The sequence below is a fragment of the Cytophaga hutchinsonii ATCC 33406 genome, assembly GCF_000014145.1.
In the GTDB taxonomy this organism is placed as follows: domain Bacteria; phylum Bacteroidota; class Bacteroidia; order Cytophagales; family Cytophagaceae; genus Cytophaga; species Cytophaga hutchinsonii.
Map to the genome: position 1 here is coordinate 3,906,846 of NC_008255.1, position 26,892 is coordinate 3,933,737.

Genomic DNA, 26,892 nt, shown 5'->3' on the forward strand with positions numbered 1-26,892 from the left:
TTGTCCATAACAAATGAATTAGTAATTTGAGCTGTTATTTAACGTATGCTATGTCAACAATTGCAGATTCCAAAAATCACGGCCATCAGAAATTAACAGCTGCAGGTTTATTAATTTCATTAGGCATCATTTATGGGGACATAGGAACATCGCCTTTGTATGTAATGAAGGCGATAGCAGGTGGAAATGTCATTTCTGAAAATTTAATTTTAGGTGGTCTGTCATGTGTATTCTGGACAATCACATTACAAACAACAATCAAGTATGTAATTATTACACTTCGCGCTGACAATAAAGGTGAAGGAGGTATTTTCTCTTTATTTGCACTAATCAGAAGGCGAAACCCCAATCTGGTCTGGCCGGCAATGATCGGCGGTGCGGCAATGCTCGCCGATGGGATCATAACACCGCCCATCTCCGTTTCTTCTGCTGTTGAAGGGTTACTCATTTTTAATAAAGACATTCCCACCATACCCATTGTATTAGCAATCATTGTAATGTTATTCATGATCCAGCGGTTTGGAACAAATATCGTGGGGAAGTTTTTCGGACCCATCATGTTTATCTGGTTTGCCATGCTTGCAACCTTAGGCTTAAGCCAGCTAATGGGCAATTTCTATGTGCTTAAGGCAATCAACCCGATGTATGCCTTTAATTTACTTACACAGTATACAACTGTTGATGATAAAAGTGGTTTCTGGCTTCTTGGTGCTGTATTCCTGTGTACCACCGGAGCTGAGGCATTATATTCTGATCTTGGTCACTGCGGCAGACCCAATATCCGTATCAGCTGGATCTTTGTTAAACTTGCCTTATTGATTAATTACTTCGGACAGGGTGCCTGGATACTTCAGAATAAAGGATATGTAATTAAAGGAAATCCATTCTTCGGTATTATGCCTGAATGGTTTATTGTTTACGGAATTATTATTGCAACCATGGCTGCAATCATCGCCTCACAGGCAATGATCAGCGGATCGTATACATTAATCAGTGAAGCGTTACGATTGAATTTATGGCCAAAGGTACGGGTGAAATATCCTTCCGTCAAAAAAGGGCAGCTATTTATTCCAAGCATCAACCTGCTGTTATTGGCAGGCTGTATTTTCGTTGTCTTATGGTTTGGAGAATCTTCTGCCATGGAAGGAGCTTACGGGCTTGCCATTAACATTACGTTTCTGATGACAACCATTTTATTAGCGTACTATCTGTTAATTATAAAACGTATCTCTTTTATTTGGGTAGGTCTTTTAATTTTAATGTATTTGATTATTGAAGTTTCCTTTCTGGTTGCCAACCTTGAAAAATTCTTTCACGGCGGATACTTCACACTCATCTCCAGCGGTATCTTAGCATTTATAATGATCATCTGGTATACGGCGCATAGAATTAAAAGAAGGTTAACAGAGTATGTAAAAATTCAGGATTATTTCCCGTTGATCAAAGAACTCAGCGAGGATACATCGATTCCAAAATATTCAACGCATTTGATCTACTTAACTGGTGCAGATAACTACACACAAATCGAATCAAAAGTCATCTATTCCATCTTTCAAAAACAACCGAAGAGAGCGGATATCTATTGGTTCCTGCACATTGATGTTGTAGATGAACCCTATACAATGGAATACAAGGTACGCACCATGCTTGCGGATGATGTGATCCGGATAGATTTTAAATTGGGCTTCAGAGTTGAACACCGTATCAATTTATTCTTCCGTAAAGTGGTGGAAGATATGGTTAACAATAAAGAAGTAGATTTTACTTCACGCTATACATCGTTAAATAAACGGAATGTGATCGGTGATTTCAGGTTTGTTGTATTGGAAAAACATTTAAGCAACGACAATGATTTAAGTGTGATGGAGCAGTTTGCGATGGATTGGTATTTCTTTCTGAAACACATTTCCATCTCCGAGTCAAGCGCCTTTGGTTTAGATACCAGTTCTGTTACCGTTGAGAAAGTACCTATGGTGATCAGCCCAATGGAAGCTTTCCAGTTAAAACGGGTATATTAACATGCCATCATGAAACCTCAAAAATTAATTCTGGTTGTTGTATTCTTCCTTTTTGTAGGAACCATGATCTGGTTTACGGTTGATTTTATGTCGCGTACCACTTCACCCTGGGATAGAAAAAAAGATACAACCTTTGTCAATAAATATAAGATCCAGTACAACGAAAAATTGGGGTTAAAAAATATTGATTCGCTGAAGAAGGCCCGTGAAGGCAAATAGATTCAACGGTTCTAAAAAAAGCAGCCCGGAGTTTAAACTTCCGGGCTGCTTTTTTCATGCAGAATTGGCAAATTATTTTTTACCTTTTAATTTATGTATCTCTGCTTTTAATGAATCAATCTCCGTTCTTAAACCAGCAACTGTAATTGAATCACCCTTTTTAATCTCAAGGATAATTTCCTTTTTAAGGTCAGAGATCTGCGTAAGTTCTTTTTCGCTCAATCCATAGCCATCTTCCATTTCTCCGGAATGGCCTTCTAATTTCTCTTCTAATTTCTCTTCCTTCTGGCAGGAATTTAACAATGGAAATGCAAGTAACAATGCAAATACAATTTTTTTCATGTCTGTAAAAATTAAATTTTATTTGGGGCTTAATTAAAATACGTTACTCTACTTTTATGCTAATGCTTCAAACAATATTTCAACGGTGTGTTTCGCTTCTCTGCCCGTTCCATCTTTAATCTGGTGACGGCAGCTCGTACCCGGGGCCGCGATGATTGTCTGCTCATCTGCCTTGCGTACTGCGGGGAACAATACCAGCTCACCTACCTGCATAGACAAATCATAATGTTCTTTCTCATATCCGAATGAACCGGCCATCCCGCAGCATCCTGAAGGAATCACTTCAACTTTATAATTTTCAGGTATTGTTAAAATCTTTTGAGAGAAGTTTACAGAAGACAATGCCTTCTGGTGACAGTGCCCATGCAGCTTCACTTTACGATTCGCACGTGTAAACAGATCTTTGCTGATCTTGCCTGCATCAAACTGATTGGCGATAAACTCATCAATCATAAAGGCATTTTTTGCTAAGTGATTGGCGGCTTCCAGTTCTTCTGCAGGAACTAAGTTGGGATACTCATCTCTGAAACTTAAAATCGCAGAAGGTTCAATACCGATCAGCGGGGATTCAGACGTTACAAGGTCTTTCAGCATAGCAATGTTCTTTCGAACAATCTTCTGCGCTTCTCTAACCATCCCTTTAGACAAATAGGTACGAGCACTTTCCAGGTGTTTCGGTACAACTACTTCATATCCTAAACGTGTAAGCAGGTGAATGGCTTTAACACCAATATGAGATTCATTGTAATCGGTATACTCATCGCAGAATAAATATACTTTTCCAACATAATGTCCTTTTGCAGGTTTCAATTCATCTGCATGTTTACGTGCCCAGGTGCGTAAAGTCTGCATAGACATCTTAGGCAACGGACGTTTTTGCGTCATTCCTAAAACACCTTTTAACAGGCTACCCGTAACCGGATTACCCATTACAAAGTTTGCAAGCCACGGCCAGTTTTTATTGAGTGCATTAGCTTTCGCAAAATTAGCAATCATACGGGCACGCAGCGGAACGCCGTTTGCATCATAGTACTGCTGTAAAAATTCTGCCTTTAATTTTGTAACATCTACGTTTGACGGACATTCGCTTTTACATCCTTTGCAAGACAGGCACAAATCCATTACTTCATAAATTTCTTTATGATCAAATTTATTCTGCTTGCCGGAAGTTGTTAAGAATTCGCGAAGGATGTTTGCGCGCGCGCGCGTTGTATCTTTTTCATTTCGCGTAGCCTGGAAACTCGGACACATGGTACCGCCAATGATGGAAGACTTTCTGCAATCACCTGCGCCATTACACTGCTCTGCCATCCGCACAATACCCAGCGATTTTTCAAAGTTGAATGTTGTTTTAATATCCGGTGTATGCTGGCCGGATGCGTAACGCAAAGACTCCAGCATGGGCGGAGCATTTACAATTTTATTCGGATTAAGAATATCATTCGGATCCCAGACTTTTTTCAGTTCGCAGATCATCTTATAATTCTTTTCACCGATCATTTTCTTCACAAACGGTGCACGTACACGGCCATCCCCGTGTTCACCGCTTAATGAACCTCTGTATTTTTTAACAAGATCTGCTACTTCATCGGTTATGGTAAACATCAACTGACGGTCTGTTTCGTCTTTCAGATTCATTACCGGACGCAGGTGCAATTCGCCATCGCCAATGTGTGCATAGAACACACACTTCGTATTATGCTTGTCTAATATTTTTTGAAACTCATCAATAAATTCAGGTTGGTCGTTTACGTCAACGGCAGTATCTTCAATGCATGCAGCGCCTTTCATATCTCCAGGAATATTTCCTAACAGACCCAGGCCAGCTTTACGTATCGCCCATACTTTATTGATGTCATTGTCAAACAATAAAGGAAAATGATATCCGTAACCGGCTGCACGAAGCTCTTTTTCCGTTTTAGCAGCAAGTGCTTCTATCTCTTCTTTCGTCTCCCGTGCCCATTCAACAATCAGCAACGCGCCTGGATCACCTTGAATAAACGTTCTGTTTTTAGATTGTTCAATACTGCTTTTTGTACATTGCAATACAATATCATCCAGCAATTCAACGGCACCCGGCTTATTTGCCAATGCAATTAAATTGGCCCGTGTAGCTTCTGCAACCGTGTTCAGATGCACCGCAATAACACCTTTGATTTTCGGAGGCAGATCAATCAGATTCAGTTTTATATCATTGATGAAAACCAATGTTCCTTCAGAACCGGAAATCAGTTTACACATGTTGAAAGCTTCTTTGCCTTCGGTGAACGGAGCGCTTTCCAGCAACACATCAATGGCATAACCTGTGTTACGTCTGTTAATGGTCGGCTTAGGAAATTCCGCACGGATTTCTGCCTGATTCTCTTTATTGGTAAGGGTTTCGTTGATATAACGGTAAACCTTACCTTCCAGATTATCCAGTTTTAATTTTTCCTGATACTCTTCAAGTGTTACTGATTTAAAGGTTACTTCACTGCCATCGCTTAAGAAACCATTAATCTCCAATACGTGATCACGGGTTGTACCATAAATGACAGAGTGTGAACCACAGGAGTTGTTACCAACCATACCACCCACCATACACCGGTTAGAAGTAGACGTTTCAGGTCCGAAAAATAAATTAAGCGGTTCTAATTTTTTATTTAATTCATCCAATACAATACCTGGCTGCAAACGCACCCATTTTTCTTTTGTATTGATTTCATAAATTTCAGTAAAGTATTTGGAAACGTCTACGATAATACCTTTTCCTACAACCTGTCCCGCCAGCGAAGTTCCGGCAGTTCTCGGAATAATCCCTATTTTATATTTGTTTGCGAATGCTATTATTTTCTGAACATCTTGTTTATGCTTTGGTCTTGCTACTGCTAACGGCAGTTCACGATATACAGAAGCATCTGTAGCATAAAGTGTTCTCATAGTAAGATCGAAGTATAAATCGCCTTCTATGTTTTTCTTTAATTCTTCTAAATGTGCAAGCATGTTATTGGAAAGTAACTTAAATAAGTTAAGAATGTAAATATCGGTTTTTTTTATGTTTTATGACAGGTAAAAACTCTATTTAGTTCTTGTCTTAATTAAAATTAAAGCACCTGTTTTTAATCCCGAAATATCTGACTGCTAAAAACTGCTGCTTGTGTCCGGAAAATTAGCGTATAGGTTGTTGAATTATTTTAAAACGCTAAAAAATAAAACGTTAGGAGATTAGCCGCTACAGTAAGTCTTAATACTTTCATTTATGGGCTTTTTAAAAGATAAATAACAGCGGTTTTCTTCAAAAATGTTTCTTCATGATCCCCTTTTTTAAGAAATCACCTCAAATCTGAATCATGACAGGAAATTTTAGCCCTAAAGTATTTCAATTTCAGGCGTTCCATTTTAAAAAAAAGGCCTTATCTTTACTTAGTAAATTTAGGCGCCGTAGCGATACACAATTCGTCTTAATCATTCATTATAATAGAATAACAGTTTATGTTAACAATCTCTGAAAACAAAGTCGTTCGTCTTACATACGAATTAAGCGAAGACAGCAAAAAAGACGAAGTAATTGAAAAAGTTGATGCAGACCAGCCTGCTACTTTCTTATTTGGCGTAGGTGGCTTATTGCCTGAATTTGAAGAAAATTTATTTGGTTTAAAACAAGGTGATTCTTTCAAATTCTCCATTGCATCTGAGAACGCATACGGCCCGTTAGATCCGAATGCATTGGTAGACATTCCAAAAGAAGCGTTTACAATCGATGGTAAACTACAGGAAGATATGTTGCAAGTTGGCAGCATTTTACCAATGAGAGACAATGAAGATAATTTCTTACAAGGAAGAATTGTTGAATTGAAAGATGATGCCGTAATCATGGATTTCAATCATCCGCTTGCAGGAAAAGACCTTTATTTCAAAGGAACAATTATCGATGTTCGTGAAGCAACTGCTGAAGAAATCAGCCACGGTCACGTTCACGGCGAAGGTGGTCACCATCATTAATAGAAAATAGCAGAGCCTGTATGTATTACAGGCTCTAACTTTTTTGGGGCTAACCCGTATATACTTACTTCTATGGACACGATTTTCAAAAAAACATTTCTGCTGCTTTTTCTTTCAGCAAGTACGATGCTGGCTGGATTTTCACAATTCAGCTTTGGTGTAGGCACAACACTGGGTCTTGGCTATTTACGTTCTTCTCAGCTTAAGCAGGGGGCTCAGGTAATTAAAGACCAAAATCCTTCTATTGAAAATCTGGATTACAAAGTCCGTGCAAGCGCTCAAATCGGATTTCAGGGAGTCGTACAATATCGTTTTGCGCATCAATGGTGTGTTGTTGCATCGCCGGGATTCAATCTATTCCGTTCTACGTTCAACAATATTTTTATCAGTAATGATACGGTTTCCGGTTCAGAATATATTACACATAAAGTTCTATCAACAGCTACATTCAAAAGCACCCAACTGGTCTTGCCTATTCTTGCGAAATATTATATCATACCGGATAAAAACTATTTTGCAACCGCCGGCATTCAGTTTGCCTACAATACAGGCATGCGCTTGTCTTCGCGGGAAGATTCCATAACGTCTTATTACAATGAAACGGATTTAATTGCAAGCAATAAAGTTGATATTGATTATAATAAAGTAAAAGTAGACGGCTATAAACCTTTTCAGGCACACTTGATCCTGGGTGTGGGTACGTCTGTATTAACAGGCTACAGACGCAATTTAGATCTTCAGTTAAGCTATTACATTCCCCTTACCTCTTCACACTATTATACTACAGATGCTGCCTTTTCTAACAACACATTAACAAATTCTGTTTATTCTCAAGATGGAAAAAATGCTTTTGAAAATGCTTCCGGAAAAAATCTCGATCATTATAAAATGCATATGATAACATTAACCGTACGTTATCTGCTTTATTCGATTAATAAATAATTTTTTTTCTTATAAAAGCCTTCCGGCTTTAGTGCTATATTACCGTAATTACTTTAGTAATATCTTATGATGAATATTGAAAAAGAACGCATCATCAATTCCGAAACAACCGATTCATGGAAAAAATGGGGGCCTTATGTAAGCGATCGGCAATGGGGAACGGTTCGTGAAGATTATAGTAAAGATGGTTCTGCCTGGGAATATTTCCCGCATGATATGGCCCGTAGCAGAGCTTACCGCTGGAGCGAAGATGGAATCGGCGGTATCAGCGATGACCAACAACATATTTGTTTTGCACTTGCATTCTGGAACCATAAGGATCCGATCATCAAAGAACGTTTTTTTGGACTAACCGGTAATGAAGGCAATCATGGTGAAGATGTAAAGGAATACTATTACTATCAGGATAGCACACCAACGCACTCGTACATGAAGATGATGTACCGCTATCCGCATGACGAATTTCCCTACAACCAATTAGTAACTGAAAATAAAAACCGGTTACGGACCGAAGATGAGTTTGATTTAATTGATACAGGCATATTTGACGGCAATAAGTTTTTTGATATTTATATTGAATATGCAAAAAATGATGTGGAGGATATTCTTATCCGTTTGAATGTTGTAAACAAATATCACGAAGATAAGGACCTGGTTGTGCTGCCTACCGTATGGTTCCGGAATACCTGGGATTGGGAAGTTAATGCAGACAAGCCTTCCCTTTCTTCTATCTCTGATAATGAGATCAGGCTTGCGCACCGCGAATTTGGAACATACAATTTTTATCTGGATCAACAACCGGAATTGCTTTTTTGTGAAAATGAAACAAATGCAAAACGTGTATTTGGTCAAAGCAATGGAAAATCTTTTTTTAAAGATGGTATTAACAATTACATTGTAAATAATGATACCCATGCTGTAAACCGTGACGAGATGGGTACAAAAGCGGCAGGTGCATACCGTATTACTGTTGCCGGAAACAATAACTATGTGATCCGGCTGCGGTTGAGCAAAGAACGCATACAAAACCCGTTTGATAATTTTGATAACTTAGTACATCAGCGCTTATCCGAAGCTGATATTTTTTATAACGACCTTCAAGCCCATATCCGCGAAGAAGACTTAAAGAACATTCAGCGCCAGGCTTATGCCGGCATGATGTGGGCAAAGCAATATTATAATTTCGATGTTTCGAAATGGCTGGATGGTGATGCTGTAAATCCGCCGCATATAGATTTTGATGTTAACCGCAGCCATGGCCGCAACGCAGCCTGGAGACATATGCATTGCTCCGAAATCATATCTATGCCGGACAAATGGGAGTATCCCTGGTTCGCCGCGTGGGATCTTGCTTTCCATTGTATTCCGATTGCCCGTATTGATCCGTCCTTTGCAAAAGATCAGCTGCAATTATTATTGGATGAAAAACATTTGCATCCAAGCGGACAGATTCCTGCGTATGAATGGGCTTTCAGTGATGTTAACCCGCCGGTTCATGCCTGGGCTACGTTGCGGATCTTTCAGATCGATCGAAAAATCAGATGTGATAAAGGTGATTTTGATTTCCTGGAACAATCGTACCACAAGCTTCTGTTAAATTTTACCTGGTGGGTAAATCAGAAAGACAGGCATGGCAGTAATATTTTCGAGGGCGGCTTCCTTGGTCTGGATAACATCGGGATCTTTGACCGCAGCAAACCCCTTCCAACAGGCGGTTTCATGGAACAGGCTGATGGGACGGCCTGGATGGCGATGTTCTCGCTGAACATGCTTAAAATTTCGTTGGAGTTGTCGTTGCACAATCCAAACTATCAAAGTATGGCCTGCAAATTTTTTGAACACTTCTATTACATTGCTGCAGCCTTAAATAATATCGGGGAAAATGATAATTCACTTTGGGATGACAATGAAAAATTCTTTTATGACTTGCTGCATCTTCCCAATGGTAAAGTACAACGACTAAAAATAAACTCAATGGTTGGCATCATTCCGCTGTTTGCAGTAGAAACAATCATTGCAGAGAGTTATGAAAACTTACCCATATTCAAAAAGCAGGTAGATTATTTTATTAAAGAACGCGAAGATTTAACGAAAAATGTTTCACGCTTAGATGAGCCCGGTGACGGCAAGAGACGCTTGTTGTCGCTGTTACGCGGTTTCAGAATGAAACAGGTGCTGGTGCGGATGCTGGATGAAACGGAGTTTTTATCAGACTATGGCATCCGGGCTTTATCAAAAATACATAAAGACAAACCATATAAATACCAGCTTGATCACCAGATATATCAAATCGATTACGAACCGGGAACTTCCGGAACATCTTTATTTGGCGGCAACTCCAACTGGCGCGGACCTATATGGTTTCCCGTAAATTACCTGATCATTGAATCCTTACTGAAGTATCATTTGTATTATGGAGATGACTTTAAAATTGAATACCCCACACACAGCGGAAAATTTTTAACCATCCGCGATGTTGCTGCTCAACTTGGTATCCGCCTGATGAAATTATTCAGAAAAGATGAACAAGGCAAAAGACCTATTTACAACAACTACCCAAGAATGCAGAATGACCCGGCCTTTAACAATGAAATCTTATTCTTCGAATACTTTCATGGAGATAACGGTTCGGGCTTAGGTGCTTCACACCAGACAGGCTGGACGGGGTTAATTGCAGATATGATATTTAAATTTGGTTATTACGACCAGGAAAATTAATTCAACTAACATGAAAATAAGATGTGGCGGTGTACCTGAGCATTTCAATTATCCCTGGCATGTTGCTATTGAACAGGGTTATTTTTCTGCTGAAGGTATTGAATTTGAATGGATAGATTACAAAGGCGGTACAGGAGCCATGTGTCAGGATCTGCGTGCAGATATTATTGATATTGCAACACTGTTAACGGAAGGTGCTATTACCGATATTGCAAATGGTAACCCTTCAACGATTGATTCTGTATACGTATCATCTCCCTTAATATGGGGCATACACACCGGTGCACAATCACAGCATTCAAATCCGGATACCCCAGGCCTTATTAAATATGCTGTAAGCAGAATGGGTTCCGGTTCTCATCTGATGGCGCTTGTTGACCGCATTCAGCGTGGTTTAAGCTTAACAGATGCTTCCTGGGAATTGATACAGAATTTAGATGGTGCACGCGTTTCTTTACAAAAAAATGATTCCGATTATTTTCTATGGGAAAAAAACATGACGGCTCCTTATGTATATAATGGTGAATTGAGAAGAATCGGTGAATGCCCCACACCATGGCCTTCTGTAGTAATCACAATTACTAAAAAGGCTTCTGCACGTATTGGTAATTTATCGGGTATGTACAGAGCACTGGAAAAAGCAATACATTTCATTCAACAACTTCCTGACCCGGTACAAACAATTGCTTCTGTATATGATTTAAAGATTGAAGATGCAAAAGACTGGTATTCCCGTATTGAATGGGCAATCAATACACCACTTACTGAAAAAGATTTTGATACAACCTGCCATGCCTTGGTTGAAGCGGGAATTTTAAAAGAAAAACCTGATTACACCCATATCTGCAAGGCATAGCGTTCATATATGCAAAAGAGCGGGTGTTTAGAAATTTCTAAACACCCGCTCTTTTTTCTCTTGCGAGTATATTTTTCTTACCAGAAGTTAGAGGGGCAGATGATTCTGCCCTGAGAGCGTAAGCGGTACCCTACCACAATCTCATGGGAGCCTCCTGTATATTTATGAATGTCGCTGGTTACATAGTCATAGGAATAGCTGATATCAAAGATATTGTTGATGATGATCCCAACCATACCCGCTACCGCATCCCGGTTTCTGTACGATACTCCGGCCCATAAAAAATCCTTGTAACGGATCTTCGCATTGATATCAAACGATAAAGGCGCAGGCGTTAACCCTTTGATACAAACCGATGGAATGAATTTAAAATCATATCCCAGCGGGATCATATAACCGGCCATCACAAAATAATGGTGCGCCAGCTGATAGTTAAGCGCTTCCCCTGTACGTGTAAACGTTAAGCTCGGTGCCAGCTGAGCCATAGAGGCTCCAAAGTAAAACTTATCTGAATACACCCAGCCACCAACTGTGATATCCCCTAAACCCATCTTCGACTGGCTCTGGATCAGGTTATCCCCTTGAGAGGCCGGCTGAAGCTTGTTGGCATCCAGCGAAAACTGGTTAAATCCACCCATAGCACCCAGCGATACAAATACCTTTTTGGATACTTTCAAATGGTAGGAATATGCTGCACTCAACGTGGTCGTATTGGTGGCTCCGATCGCATCGTTGGTTATAATACCGCCGATTCCATGGAAACCGTTTTTCTTGCTTCTTGAACGGTTATTGGTGACTAAATGCTTGCCGATATTGGTATGCGCACTCACATACATGGTACGCGGTGATCCTTCAAAACCTGCCCACTGCTTGCGGTAACCTGCCCGCAGATCTGCATAGTCTTCTGTTCCCGAAACGGCCGGGTTTAACAAAAACGGGTTAACCATATACTGCGTGTATTGCGGACGCTGCTGAGCAAACGCGCCAACTGCACAACAAAACATGAAACACAATAACAAATAAGACTTTTTCATTCAAGCGATCTTTTAATTGTTTTTTCTCTCTCTATCAAAACCGGTAAAAGAATATCAGCACTATCAGCACTGCAGACTGCAGGATTGATTTCTCTGCTTAATGCCTTTTACCGGTTATTATTATTATTCTATTGTTTTTTATTTATTCTGTTATTCTTTATTTCACTACCTGTATATACCCGGTGTATGCTTCTGTATAGATGGTACTGTGCAGGTCGATGATGTAGAAGTAGGTACCGTCGGGCAATACTTCCCCGTTGCGGAAGTTGGTCGCATCCCACTCCTTGGGATACCCTGTGCTCTTCCACACCAGGTTCCCCCAGCGGTTGTAGATCAGGAACTCGGCATTGGGGAAGCTCTCGATGTTCTCAATCTCCCAGGTATCGTTCACTCCATCACCGTTTACTGTTATTACATTGGGTACCTTGATCGGACGCTCCACAAACACCATTACTTCATCATCATCATGGCACTGGCCTGTGGCGTCACGAACCGTTAAGATATACATGATTGTCTTATCGGCTGTTAACTTCGGATTGGCTGAACTGGCATCATCCAGACCCGTATCCGGGCTCCAGCTGTAGATTACTCCCCCGCTGCCGTTCAGCGTTACCTGCTCTCCTTCTTTTACCGTGATATCTGAACCCGCATTGGCTACCGGCGTCTGGATTACGGTAAGCGGTACTTCCGTGGAGATCGTGCCGCATGCTGCATTGCTCTCCTCTATCGAATAAAGTCCGCTTTCAAAGGCTTTGTAGATGCTTGTGGTTGCTCCGCTTATCGCTACGCCATCCTTATACCACTGCAGCGTATTTGGAGGCGTTGCACTTCCTACTGTGGCGGTGAACTCAAACCCTTCCGGGCTGCAGATCGGAAGCGGTGTCTCATTGATCACCGGAGCCGGTGTAGCAAGGATCGCTGGTGCGATCTTATTGGAAGCGTGCGGGTTGGTACCCAGTGCGCAGCCAAGATTGGAAGTAAGTTCCACATACACCTTATCCCCGGCAGTTAAGCCTGTGCTGGTAAAGCTTGTATTGGTTGCCCCGCTTACTGCGGTGGCTACACCTGCCTGTGATTCGATGAACCACTGGTAGGTCGGGTTGTTGCCACCGGCTGTGGTATTGCTTACCGTAAAGCGGACCGGTAAACCGGAACACTGTACCGCAGGCGCTCCCGTGATGCTTACCGAAGGCATGCTTGATACAACAATATTCAGGGCTACTTCATTGGAGATACCAGGACCGGCATTACAGCCGATTGAGGTCGTTACAACTACTTTTACTTTTTTGCCTGCATCGGATGCTGTGGTTGGGTTATAGCTGTATGTACTGCTGTTGGTGCCTACCGGTGCTCCGTCAAGTGTCCAGGCATACGTTAAGGTACCGGATCCTGTTGTGGTGGCCGTAAACACCATCGGCACTGAACCCTCGCATACCTGACCCGGATCGTTGATCTGGGCTGTTACTACTTCGGGGGTCGATACGGTGATGGTTACCATATTGCCGGTGACACTCCCGCATGTGCCGGACGTTTCCACGCGCTGGTAGTAGGTGGTTGCCGTTAATGCGCCCGGTGCATAGCCAGATGTGGTGGCTCCGCCAATATTGCTGAACGAACCGGCTGTGCCTGTGGTGCTGCTCTGCCACTGGTAGGTATAGCTGCCTGTACCGCCTGTTGGCGCGCTTACCTGGGTAAGCGCTGCCGGAACCAATCCTGAACAGATTATCTGATCATCCTGGATAACGCCGGCCACTAAAGCAGGGTTAACCGTGATGTCGATAATGTTGCTCATGGCTGTGTTGCATGGAGCCGGGATGCTTGTATAGGTTACAATTCTTCTGTAGGATACTTTGGTGCCTGTTTTGGCGCCGCTCGGTGTAAAGCCCGTACCGCTTACAGTGCCTGTGGCAGGGCCCCAGGCCCCGTTGTCAATGGATTCTTCCCACGTATAGGTCGGGGAAGTGCCTCCGCTGGCAGCGCTTGCTTCAGTAATCGCACCGGGAACGGTGTTGTTGCAGATCGTTAATAACGTTGTTGTGATTGTTCCCGCGCCAACTCCGGCATTTACCGTAACAGTGACCGCTGCGGACTGTGCCGGAGTGGTGCTCGCGCAGGTTGCATTGCTGGTCGCTCTTACATAAATGCTGTAGGTCTGAGGGCTTAACGCTGCTGTGGTCGTTAACGATGTTGTGCTGTACGGGTTCGCCGTGGTGGAACCTGCTCCCTGGCTGGTTTCTGAACCTGCCGCTCCGATGAACCACTCATAGGTTGGCGCTGGTGTGGAGCCTGAACCCGTTGCGCTAGCGGTAAACTGAACCGCATTACCTGAACAGATCGTGGTCTTATCTGCTGCGATGCTTACCGATAAGGTCGGTACAGGGGTAACCGTTACGGCTACCGGTGTGGAGACGGCCGGGGTTGCAGGCGCGCATGGCGCATTGCTTACCATTTCTACCGTAATGGAGTTTGGTGTGCCGATCGCTGTACCTGTGGTTGTCAGCGTTGAGCCCGACTGGCCTGTAATGACTGTGCCGTTATTTTTCCATACATAGGTAGGTGCGGCACCCCCTGCTGTCGGAACGGCTGTATAAATAATGGTCTCGGATGGACATAACGTGCTCTTGTTGGCTGATAACGATACCGACGGGGCAGGGATCGGTGTAACTGTCATCGTGATCACATTCGAATTGGCTATACCCGGAGCAACTACGCAGCCGGAGTTACTTACCATACGAACGCTTACTTCATCGCCGTTTCCAAGGTTGGAACGCGTGAACTCATCGGATCCTGCTGCAGAGCTCGCTGCCCCCTGGCTTACAGGGGCCGCATCTGTGGTCTTTTTTATAAACCACTCATAGGTCGGCGCGGTACCTCCGTTGCCCGGACTCGCTGTAAAGGTTACGCTTGTGCCGGCGCAGATCGTACCGGCTGGTGCTGCTGTAATGCTTACCGCAGGGGTTACAACCGTGGTTACAGTCATTACTATCGCTGTGGAGCTTGCTGTGGCAGGGCTCGGGCAGGTTGCCGTACTGGTTACAACAACATAATAGCTGTCGTTGTTGGCTACCGAACTGGTTGTATAGGTGGAGCCTGTTGCTGAACCTATCGCCGTACCTGAGCCTACTGCTCCTTTGTACCACTGATAAGTCGGAGGCGTACCTGCGTTGGTTGGCGTAGCGGTAAACGTTACGCTTGTGCCCGCACAGATTGTCGTTGATGGCGTGGAGATTGTTACCCCTGGCGCAACAGTCGGTGTTACGGTAACAATCACTTCGTTGGTGTTGGCTGCAGTGCATGTACCTGATGAGACAACTCTTCTGTAGTGGGTTGTCGCTGTTAAGCCTGATGGGGCATCATAGGTAGAGCCTGTGCCTGATGTGGATATTGCTGTCCAGGTTGTGAACGGTGAAACCGAGGATTCCCACTGGTAGGTAAAGGTGCCTGTACCGCCCGATGCTGCCGTTGGAACTGTAAAGGCTGCCGGGTCACCGCCTGAACAGATCGCCTGATCGGTGGCTATAGCGCCGGCAACAATGGCCGGAGTAACTGTGATACGTACCGCTGCGGTGGTCACCTGAGAACACATTCCCGAGGTAACTTTACGGCGGTAGTCTACGGTCATAGCGGTTGTACCTGTATTGGTTAATACGCCTTCATCAAAGGTCGCTGTGCTTACGGCTGGAGTAATATCGGCATACGCTGCCCCGTTGATGGATTTTTCCCATACATACGAATATGTTGTCCCGTTGCCGCCGGTAGCTGCTACGCTGGTAAAGGCTACCGGGTCGCCGCCTGTACAGATGGTCTGGGCCGATGCTATGGAACCTGCTACCAAAGCCGGCTGAACCGTGACAGTGATAACATTGGTGTTGACTGTTGTACAGGTGCCTGAGGCATCTACTCTTCTGTAATACGTGGTTGCTGTTAAGCCCGATGGAACATCGTAGGTGGCTCCTGTTGCTGAGGAAATATTGGTATACGTACCTGCAAGGGCTGAAGCGCTCTGCCACTGGTAGGTATACGTGCCTGTGCCTCCTGTCGGGGCCGCCGTTACCGTAAAGGCTGCCGGATCCCCGCCTGAACAGATCGTCTGGTCGGCCGCAACTATGCCCGCAACAATGGCTGGGTTAACCGTGATACGGATAGCGGCTGTGGTGACCTGCGGACAGGCCCCCGAGGTAACTTTACGGCGGTAGTCAACCGTCATGGCTGTTGTCCCTGCATTGGTTAATACGCCTTCATCAAAAGTAGCTGTAGTAACTGCAGGTGTGATATCGGCATACGCTGCTCCGTTGATCGATTTTTCCCATACATACGAATATGTTGTCCCGTTGCCGCCGGTAGCTGCTACGCTGGTAAAGGCTACCGGGTCGCCGCCCGTACAGATCGTCTGCGCTGCGGCTATGGAACCCGCAACTGTTGTAGCGTTCACGACTACCACTACGCTGGCCTCTGTATAACAGGATGCATTCCCTGTGTTGCCATCCTCTACACGTAAGGTATAGGTACCCGCATCCGTTAGCGCGCCCGTTAAGGCAAATGCCGGGGTAGACGTAGGTGTATTGGCCGGAAGCGCAATTACCGTTGCTGCAACCGGGGTGGTTACAGGGGTGGGTAAAACCTTGATCCACGAATACGTAAAGTTGGTGTTCTGTGCAGCAGCTGTTACTGTTGCACTGCCGATTAGATTCTGAGCCGTACCCTGACAAAGCGTTACCGTACCCGTAGAAGGGGTCGTGATCGTTACCGAGGACGGTTTGGTGCAGGGTGGACAATCTTTTGTGATATCAACTGGTATTCTTTTACATGGATAAGCAATTCCTCTTTTAATATTAAAATTATAAATATTAGGAAACTTCGTATTCACACTACTATTCTTATATGAATTCCCGATCGTTAAGACACCTTTCCCGCTATCATCAACAAGTGGTAATGGATTGGCACTACAGTCGGTATAATCGGCCACAGTAAACTGATCTGTTGAAATTATCTGCATCCAGTATTTCGTACCGGGAGTTAAAATTGAAGCATTAAAGTTTAATGGAATGGATTGCTGAACCGCAGATGCTGTAAAATCCATTGTTTTTGTTGGACTCGTCCATATATTGGAAGCAAAATCAGGTGAATTAGAGCCATTATCAGATAATATTCTTACTTGATAACTAACTGTCTTATTGTTGTAGTCCCAGGCTGTTACATCTATGGAATTAATGATTACACCGTTTGTCTGAGCCAACGTGAAAGCTACTGCAAAGCTTCCTCCATTTATCGCCATACGGGATGTAGTAGCACAAGGAGGGGTTTTAGCTGCATAATTATCTAATCCGTAGATGTCTTCTGCCCACAATCTATAGGTAGTTGCGTTTACCATCGTAGCATTTGTTAATGCTGTAGTAATGGTATTACTTGTATTGGGAGGAGTAGTAGCAGGTGTAATCGGTATAGCGGTTCCTCCCACAGCATCTTTAAACCATTGGAAGTTTGTTAAATTCCCGGTATATCCAGTAACTGAAAATGTTCCGGTTGTCCCGCAATATGTCCCTGCATTTGCCGTATACGGTGCAACCGCTTCAGCAATGGTAATTTCATCTATCGCGTCCGGATACGTAGCACATGGTACAGAAGCTCCGATATATTTGACTACCACCTTATAGGTACCTATTGCCGTTGCATTGTATGTAGATGTTGTAGCACCGGTAATTGGAGTAGCCGATCCATCTTTATACCATCTTATGGTATAGTTTGGTGCTAATGCTCCGGACACATTAAACTGCGAATTCAATAATGTTCCTGTCCATGAACCTGGACATATATTCTGATCTCTCGGTGTAATTTTCGCAAATGGTTTCGGATCCGGGATTGCACAGCCTCCCGGTAATGCAAAGGTTACCGCATATACCTGGCTCGTTGTGTTTCCGATACCTAATTGTCCTTGTGCATTAAAACCCCATGTTCTTAGACTACCGTCTCTGCGGGTGTAAAAGCCCCAGCCGTCACCGTCTGAAATACCGATAACATCTGTATCGTATGCAGCAGCACTTGTACGGATAATTACAGCAACATCTGAAGGAGTTGTTGATCCATTTCCTAAATATCCATTATTGCCGCCATTTCCACCCCAGGCCAAAGGAATGCCATCAATAGAAACAGCCATACCAAAACCCTGCCCGCCACCAATAGCACGCGCCTTTAAAAACGTTTGCCCCGCTCCACCCGGCGTGGTTGCCCACTCTCCGGCCAGAACTCTTTTCGGATCGGAATGCACACCGCCCGGACCTGTACCGCATAAACCAAACCAGCCGTTATTACCCCATGCCCAGACAAATCCATCCACATCAATCGCAAAACACATTACGTCACCTGCAGAAATTGAAACAATGTTGTCTAATGGCAAACCTGTTTTGAATACAACGGGGCTGGCGTAATTTGAATTGGGGCCATTCTCTGTACCGTTATTTGTGCCTCCCGCATTGGAACGCCCCAGTTCTCCATTTGTGTTGGCTCCCCAGGAATATACTGTACCTATTCCATCTCCATCCGGATCAATTAAGGCATAACCTGTCTTATCTCCGGCTTCAATCTGAATAGCATTTTTTAATGTTGTTGTAGCATTCGTTCTAACATATACCGGTGTCGTACTTGATGTTGTTGTACCATTCCCTAACTGACCATTTGCATTTAAGCCCCACGACATTACTTCACCTGATCCGTTCATGATAACATAGTTCATATTATCACCTCCTGAAATGGATTTTACATTCGTCAAATACGTAGATAAAGACGGATGATATGCGGTACCTGTATACTCTCCTTTTAACACCCTTGCCGGCACCGTTGATGCACCACCTTTACCGGGGCCCTGTCCCAAGACACCATTTGCATCATTATTCATACCAACTGTCCATACACCTGTATGACAATCCAATGCCATCAGCGTTAGCGTAGACCCTGCATCAACAGCACGAATTGTAATATTGGGAAGTCCTAATACCCCGGAAAAATACGGGTCATTTGTAGGAAATAACACTCTTGTTGGAGAAAGTATAGGATCGGTCGCTGAACCTATACCTAATGTACCCTTTATAGAGGGTGTGCCAGCATTATTCTGGCCCCAGGAATACACGTTACCGTTTGCACATATGGCAGTTGAATACGCATATCCGCCGGATATTAATAAATCCTGCGCTTTTACTTGTACAGTTGCTAATAGACTGATAACAGCTATTATCCATGTATAGTATAACTTTCTGAATTTAAACATATTGAGTGCATTTTGTAAGTATGAATTTAGAAGTCGGTATTATACCAGGTAAATTCTATTATTTATTTATTAAATACCATTTTAGATTAAAATGTAACCTTTAAGGAGATAATATAAAATAATTAGAGTATGGGGTTTGAGTGGGTACGCAAAACAACTTCTTTTGTTACAATTTTTCTGGAAAAATTTCAATTACATGCTAATAAAAAAAGCGGTTGATTATTCTAATCAACCGCTTTTTTTATATTTCTTACTTTCAAAGATTATTTCACAACCTGTATATACCCGGTGTACGCTTCTGTATAGATGGTGCTGTGCAGGTCGATGATGTAGAAGTAGGTACCGTCAGGCAATACTTCCCCGTTGCGGAAGTTGGTCGCATCCCACTCCTTGGGATACCCTGTGCTCTTCCACACCAGGTTCCCCCAGCGGTTGTAGATCAGGAACTCGGCATTGGGGAAGCTCTCGATGTTCTCAATCTCCCAGGTATCGTTCACTCCATCCCCGTTTACTGTTATTACATTGGGTACCTTGATCGGACGCTCCACAAACACCATTACTTCATCATCATCATGGCACTGGCCTGTGGCATCACGAACCGTTAAGATATACATGATTGTCTTATCAGCTGTTAACTTCGGAGTGGCTGAACTGGCATCATCAAGACCCGTATCCGGGCTCCAGCTGTAGATTACTCCCCCGCTGCCGTTCAGCGTTACCTGCTCTCCTTCTTTTACCGTGATATCTGAACCCGCATTGGCTACCGGCGTCTGGATTACGGTAAGCGGTACTTCCGTGGAGATCGTGCCGCACGCTGCATTGCTTTCCTCTATCGAATAAAGTCCGCTTTCAAAGGCTTTATAGATGCTTGTGGTTGCTCCGCTTATCGCTACGCCATCCTTATACCACTGCAGCGTATTTGGAGGCGTTGCACTTCCTACTACAGCGGTGAACTCAAACCCTTCCGGGCTGCAGATCGGAAGCGGTGTCTCATTGATCACCGGAGCCGGTGTAGCAAGGATCGCTGGTGCGATCTTATTGGAAGCGTGCGGGTTGGTACCCAGTGCGCAGCCAAGATTGGAAGTAAGTTCCACATACACCTTATCCCCGGCAGTTAAGCCTGTGCTGGTAAAGCTTGTATTGGTTGCCCCGCTTACTGCGGTGGCTACACCTGCCTGTGATTCGATGAACCACTGGTAGGTCGGATTGTTGCCACCGGCTGTGGTATTGCTTACCGTAAAGCGGACCGGTAAACCGGAACACTGTACCGCAGGCGCTCCCGTGATGCTTACCGAAGGCATGCTTGATACAACAATATTCAGGGCTACTTCATTGGAGATACCAGGACCGGCATTACAGCCGATTGAGGTCGTTACAACTACTTTTACTTTTTTGCCTGCATCGGATGCTGTGGTTGGGTTATAGCTGTATGTACTGCTGTTGGTGCCTACCGGTGCTCCGTCAAGTGTCCAGGCATACGTTAAGGTACCGGATCCCGTTGTGGTGGCCGTAAACACCATCGGCACTGAACCCTCGCATACCTGACCCGGATCGTTGATCTGGGCTGTTACTACTTCGGGGGTCGATACGGTGATGGTTACCATATTGCCGGTGACACTCCCGCATGTGCCGGACGTTTCCACGCGCTGGTAGTAGGTGGTTGCCGTTAATGCGCCCGGTGCATAGCCAGATGTGGTGGCTCCGCCAATATTGCTGAACGAACCGGCTGTGCCTGTGGTGCTGCTCTGCCACTGGTAGGTATAGCTGCCTGTACCGCCTGTTGGCGCGCTTACCTGGGTAAGCGCTGCCGGAACCAATCCTGAACAGATTATCTGATCATCCTGGATAACGCCGGCCACTAAAGCAGGGTTAACCGTGATGTCGATAATGTTGCTCATGGCTGTGTTGCATGGAGCCGGGATGCTTGTATAGGTTACAATTCTTCTGTAGGATACTTTGGTGCCTGTTTTGGCGCCGCTCGGTGTAAAGCCCGTACCGCTTACAGTGCCTGTGGCAGGGCCCCAGGCCCCGTTGTCAATGGATTCTTCCCACGTATAGGTCGGGGAAGTGCCTCCGCTGGCAGCGCTTGCTTCAGTAATCGCACCGGGAACGGTGTTGTTGCAGATCGTTAATAACGTTGTTGTGATTGTTCCCGCGCCAACTCCGGCATTTACCGTAACAGTGACCGCTGCGGACTGTGCCGGAGTGGTGCTCGCGCAGGTTGCATTGCTGGTCGCTCTTACATAAATGCTGTAGGTCTGAGGGCTTAACGCTGCTGTGGTCGTTAACGATGTTGTGCTGTACGGGTTCGCCGTGGTGGAACCTGCTCCCTGGCTGGTTTCTGAACCTGCCGCTCCGATGAACCACTCATACGTTGGCGCAGGTGTGGAGCCTGAACCCGTTGCGGTAGCGGTAAACTGAACCGCATTACCTGAACAGATCGTGGCCTTATCAGCTGCAATGCTTACCGATAAGGTCGGTACAGGGGTAACCGTAACGGCTACCGGTGTGGAGACGGCGGTAGCTGACGTTACACACGTTAAGCCTGTTGTCATTACTACACGGAACGATTCCCCATTGGTAACCGAAGAGGCTATATATGTGCTGTTTGTCGCTCCTGAAATATTCTGGTAAGTACCGCTCTTATTGGTCTGCCACTGGTACGTTGGGCCGGCAGGAGCTGTACCCTGATTGGTCTGGGCTGTGATGCTGAAGGTTACACTCTCACTCGGACAGATCGTTGTCTTGTCTGCTGTGATCGATATCGTTGGCGTTACTTTTGTATTCACAACCATCGTAGAACTCGCTGTCGCTGTTTTCGGGTTCGCACAGCTTAAGCTGCTGGTAATATCAACGGTGATAACTTCTCCGTCTACAAGCGTTGTGCTTGAATACGTATCTGTGGTTGAAGCCAACGCACCCGTTACAGAGGATGTCCATACATAAGCAGGTGTGCCGCCGTTGCCAACGCTGGCCGTAAAGGTAACATTGGTACCTTCGCAGATCGGGCCAGATGGTAACCGGGATAACGATACGGTAGCTGGTGCTACTGCTACAATAGAAATCTTAACCGCATTCGAAGCTACTCCCGCGCATGTACCTTTCTTATCAACTCTTCTGTACCAGGTATCAACTGTTAAGGTACCCGGTGTATAGTCTTTTAATGTAGCCCCTGAAATTGCGCTGAAGCCCGCGCTCGCTGAGGTTGTTGATACTTCCCATACATAACCTGCCGTGGCAGTAGTTGAACCTCCTGCTGCTGCCGCGCCGCCGATCTGAGAGGGTGCTGCGCCTGAACAGATTGACTGGTCGGATGAAATAACAGCTGCTGTTACTACAGGGTCAACCGTGATCTGAATAACATTGGAAACAGCGGCAGGACAAACGCCTTTTGTATCTGTTCTTCTGTAATATGTTGTTGCGGTAAGTGTTCCCGGTGTGTAATCTTTTAACGCAGCACCTGAAACAGTTGTCCAGCCACTGGTTCCGTTTGCCGAACTTTCCCATACATAACTGGCTGTGGCCGTTGTTGAACCGCCTGCTGCCACAGCACCGCCGATCTGTGCAGGAGCTGTGCCCGAACAGATGGTCTGTGCCGTTGAAATTGTCGCTGCTGTTACTACAGGGTCAACCGTGATTTTTATCACATTCGATGCAACGCCTGTACATACACCTTTTTTATCCGTTCTTCTGTAATACGTATCTGCGGTAAGTGTTCCCGGTGTGTAGTCTTTTAACGCAGCACCTGAAACAGTTGTCCAGCCACTGGTTCCGTTTGCTGAACTTTCCCATACATAACTGGCTGTGGCCGTTGTTGAACCGCCCGCTGCTACAGCACCGCCGATCTGGGCTGGAGCTGTGCCCGAACAGATGGTTTGTGCCGTTGAAATTGTCGCTGCCGTTACTACAGGGTCAACCGTGATTTTTATCACATTCGATGCAACACCTGTACATGCTCCTTTTTTATCCGTTCTTCTGTAATACGTATCTGCTGTAAGTGTTCCCGGTGTATAGTCTTTTAACGTTGCACCTGAAACAGTTGTCCAGCCACTTGTTCCGTTTGCTGAACTTTCCCATACATAACTGGCTGTGGCCGTTGTTGAACCGCCTGCTGCAACAGCGCCGCCGATCTGGGCTGGAGCTGTGCCCGAACAGATGGTCTGTGCCGTTGAAATTGTCGCTGCTGTTACTACAGGGTCAACCGTGATCTGAATAACATTGGAAACAGCGGCAGGACAAACGCCTTTTGTATCTGTTCTTCTGTAATATGTTGTTGCGGTAAGTGTTCCCGGTGTGTAATCTTTTAACGCAGCACCTGAAACAGTTGTCCAGCCACTGGTTCCGTTTGCTGAACTTTCCCATACATAACTGGCTGTGGCCGTTGTTGAACCGCCTGCTGCTACAGCACCGCCGATCTGTGCAGGAGCTGTGCCCGAACAGATGGTCTGTGCCGTTGAAATTGTCGCTGCCGTTACTACAGGGTCAACCGTGATTTTTATCACATTCGATGCAACGCCTGTACATACACCTTTTTTATCCGTTCTTCTGTAATACGTATCTGCGGTAAGTGTTCCCGGTGTGTAGTCTTTTAACGCAGCACCTGAAACAGTTGTCCAGCCACTGGTTCCGTTTGCTGAACTTTCCCATACATAACTGGCTGTGGCCGTTGTTGAACCGCCCGCTGCTACAGCACCGCCGATCTGGGCTGGAGCTGTGCCCGAACAGATGGTTTGTGCCGTTGAAATTGTCGCTGCCGTTACTACAGGGTCAACCGTGATTTTTATCACATTCGATGCAACACCTGTACATGCTCCTTTTTTATCCGTTCTTCTGTAATACGTATCTGCTGTAAGTGTTCCCGGTGTATAGTCTTTTAACGTTGCACCTGAAACAGTTGTCCAGCCACTTGTTCCGTTTGCTGAACTTTCCCATACATAACTGGCTGTGGCCGTTGTTGAACCGCCTGCTGCTACCGCGCCGCCCATCTGTGCAGGAGCTGTGCCCGAACAGATGGTCTGTGCCGTTGAAATTGTCGCTGCTGTTACTACAGGGTCAACAACAACTACCACACTCGCCTCTGTATAACAGGCTGCATTACCTGCGCTTCCGTCTTCAACGCGTAAGGTATAGGTACCTGCATCCGCTAACGCGCCCGTTAAGGCAAACGCCGGCGTAGACGTAGGGGTATTGGCCGGAAGCGCAATTACCGTTGCTGCAACCGGGGTAGTTACAGGGGTTGGTAAAACCTTGATCCACGAATACGTGAAGTTTGTATTCTGAGCTGCTGCTGTTACTGTTGCTCTGCCGATTAAATTCTGAGCCGTACCCTGACAAAGCGTTACCGTACCCGTAGACGGGGTCGTGATCGTTACTGCAGATGGTTTCGTGCAGCTCGGACATTTAACAGTAGACTCGATTATGTTTGAAACCGAATAATTTTTACACGGATCATTATCATTCGCATACTTAGGCGCTGTAAAATTATTATTGGAAGTAAATACAGCATCTGTAGCGGCGATTACTCTGAAATAAATTTTATCGCCATTTACTGTTCCGGTATATGCTGCATTTAAGGAAGGATTTGCAATAGTAAAAACTTCTCCGGATTGTGGCGGAACAGCCAGGTTTTTCCATGAAGTATAATCCGCCGGTGTTTTAGTCCATTGATATAAATACTTCGGAGCATTATTATAATACGCTTTTAAAAGAGTGCTTGGTTTTGAATTCAGATCCAATGCTGCCGTACACACATCTTTCTTAGTGGATATCGTAGGAATATCAAAGTACACATCTAAGGGCGGCGGAGCACATGCCATAATTTTGATATCATCAATAACAAGGTCATTACCGCACAGATATTGGTTTGAATTATTTATCACATCCATAATAACAGACGTACTTCCGGCACCAAGTGTTATATTGCCGGCTACACGTACCCAAACGCCGCCGCCATCGCTCTGTCTTGTAGCAGTAGCATTTGCAGAAGATGTATTAGCTGTATTTGATCCATCTGTTAATTTAATAGTTACATCCACAGGAGAGTATGAAGGGCAACCTCCAGCTGGACCATTTGTAAATACTGCAATCCAGCATTCAAAATACAATTGCTTTCCAAAACATAAATCAGGAATGGTGCGTGTATACAATTTCTGTCCCTGAGTATTAGGCGGACAGTTTATAAATAACGCTCCTCCCGCTTTTGTACCGGAATGATCTAAGGAAACATTTGGCGGAGTTGTCGGGCCGGTTACCCGGTTTGCCCAATCCAGTTGTGCACCAGCATAAGCACCATCTGCAGCTGTAGCTGTAAGGTAAGATGCCACAGCATATTCTCCATCCTGTAATGGGCCTGTAGCCTTAAAAGTTGCTCCCAAAGGAGCAGGAGTTAATGTCCACCGGAAAGGAGTTGTTGTCGTTTTTGTAACGAGTTTCGGATTTGTTATATCTGTGTAATCCCATACTTTATAGGTCCTTCCAGTAGCATCCGATAAATCCAGGGTTCCGAAATCATCATAATAAATAGTTTTTCGTGACGTTCCGGCACCTGTAACCGGATCAAGGCAGCACGTTATTGATTTTATCTGAACCACATTAGAAGCTATTGCCGTTCCGCTAGGTAATGGAGTAACAAGACATCTGAATTTATATGTAGCCGGTGTTGTTCCAACCTCGTATAACAATGCCTGGTTTGTTGCACCAGCAATACTGGTAAATGTTCCGGATCCATTATCCACCTGCCATTGATACGTTGCATTATAGGTAGATGTTGTCTGTACAGTAATCTGCTCACCTGCACAAACTTCTGTTCCTGAAGTAGAAATAATTGCCGGTTGAGGAAAACCCATTATCGCAATCTTTTTGATAGCCATCGCCTGGCATGAACCAAATCTGGTATTGTTCATTCTGAATACCATATTTCCTCCAGCATCTACAGTACCCGTTATTGTTGCACTTCTGCATTCACCCATACCTATCTGGGTTACATCATTACCAAACAATTGGTTACTTGCATCTAAATTAATGCCTGCTTTAAATTCATTCCGCTGACCCGTACAAGATGCATACGTAGATTTTACCGCACTGCAATAATCAACAATAACGGAAACACTTGAATTAGGAACTAAACCTGTAAGTGAATATTGCAAAATGTTAAGATTACCACCACTTGAGGCTGGTGGTGCGTATACATATGAATAATCAACAGGGATAAAGTTCTGATAACGCGTACTATCTAAGCGAATGGGTGTTGGTGTAACGGCATATAAATACCCAACATTAAATATATTGGGATTTACATTGGTAGCTAATGGAGGAGTGGATGTTATACTTCCATTTTGAAAACCTATTTGAGTTATATCATCTAATCCAATATAAAATCTTGAAGCATTTCCTGGTGAAGGATCGAAGTCCGTACCGGAAACTAAAATCTGTGCATTAGTATGAATAGAAAGAAAAACTATTACTAATTGAATGATTATTTTTAATCCGAGAGTATTTTTTTTCATTTTCGATACAGATTTA

At 44.6% G+C, this 26,892-nt stretch carries 11 protein-coding genes; 6 read left to right on the plus strand and 5 right to left on the minus strand.

The annotated features are described in order from the left end of the window. Positions 1-50: 50 nt before the first annotated feature. Entirely contained in the window at positions 51-2,018 is a 1,968-nt protein-coding gene (locus CHU_RS16660) for a KUP/HAK/KT family potassium transporter (RefSeq protein ID WP_011586769.1), read from the plus strand. Between the two features lie 9 nt (positions 2,019-2,027). Further along, positions 2,028-2,237: a hypothetical protein gene (locus CHU_RS16665; protein WP_011586770.1), complete on the plus strand. Its 210-nt coding sequence runs from the start codon at positions 2,028-2,030 to the stop codon at positions 2,235-2,237. 72 nt (positions 2,238-2,309) lie between these two features. Here CHU_RS16665 and CHU_RS16670 read toward each other — a convergent pair whose 3' ends face one another. Next, on the minus strand, positions 2,310-2,579 hold the full coding sequence (locus CHU_RS16670) for a hypothetical protein (protein WP_011586771.1): 270 nt from the start codon (positions 2,577-2,579) through the stop codon (positions 2,310-2,312). A gap of 54 nt (positions 2,580-2,633) precedes the next feature. After that, positions 2,634-5,561 carry an FAD-binding and (Fe-S)-binding domain-containing protein gene (locus tag CHU_RS16675; protein WP_011586772.1) on the minus strand — a complete coding sequence of 976 codons (2,928 nt, stop codon included), beginning with the start codon at positions 5,559-5,561 and terminating at the stop codon, positions 2,634-2,636. A 489-nt stretch (positions 5,562-6,050) separates the two neighbouring features. On the opposite strand from CHU_RS16675, the gene CHU_RS16680 reads away from it, so the two are divergent. The 4 genes from CHU_RS16680 (at position 6,051) to CHU_RS16695 (ending at position 11,076) form a co-directional block, all read left to right on the plus strand. Beyond that, entirely contained in the window at positions 6,051-6,560 is a 510-nt protein-coding gene (locus CHU_RS16680) for an FKBP-type peptidyl-prolyl cis-trans isomerase (protein WP_011586773.1), read from the plus strand. Between the two features lie 72 nt (positions 6,561-6,632). Beyond that, a complete protein-coding gene (locus CHU_RS16685) occupies positions 6,633-7,502 on the plus strand; it encodes a porin family protein (protein ID WP_011586774.1) in 870 nt (289 codons plus the stop codon). A gap of 66 nt (positions 7,503-7,568) precedes the next feature. Next, positions 7,569-10,220 (plus strand): MGH1-like glycoside hydrolase domain-containing protein, encoded by a 2,652-nt coding sequence (locus tag CHU_RS16690; protein ID WP_011586775.1) that lies wholly within the window; start codon positions 7,569-7,571, stop codon positions 10,218-10,220. Positions 10,221-10,230: 10 nt separating this feature from the next. Beyond that, positions 10,231-11,076 carry a substrate-binding domain-containing protein gene (locus tag CHU_RS16695; RefSeq protein WP_011586776.1) on the plus strand — a complete coding sequence of 282 codons (846 nt, stop codon included), beginning with the start codon at positions 10,231-10,233 and terminating at the stop codon, positions 11,074-11,076. A gap of 77 nt (positions 11,077-11,153) precedes the next feature. Here the strand turns inward: CHU_RS16695 and CHU_RS16700 are convergent, their stop codons facing one another. From CHU_RS16700 to CHU_RS16710, 3 genes are all read right to left on the minus strand, one after another. Next, on the minus strand, positions 11,154-12,110 hold the full coding sequence (locus CHU_RS16700) for a PorP/SprF family type IX secretion system membrane protein (protein ID WP_011586777.1): 957 nt from the start codon (positions 12,108-12,110) through the stop codon (positions 11,154-11,156). 157 nt (positions 12,111-12,267) lie between these two features. Then, positions 12,268-19,371, minus strand: a complete 7,104-nt coding sequence (locus CHU_RS16705) for a gliding motility-associated C-terminal domain-containing protein (protein WP_011586778.1) — start codon at positions 19,369-19,371, stop codon at positions 12,268-12,270. Positions 19,372-19,634: 263 nt separating this feature from the next. Then, positions 19,635-26,876 (minus strand): gliding motility-associated C-terminal domain-containing protein, encoded by a 7,242-nt coding sequence (locus CHU_RS16710; RefSeq protein ID WP_238379303.1) that lies wholly within the window; start codon positions 26,874-26,876, stop codon positions 19,635-19,637. Positions 26,877-26,892 lie beyond the last annotated feature (16 nt).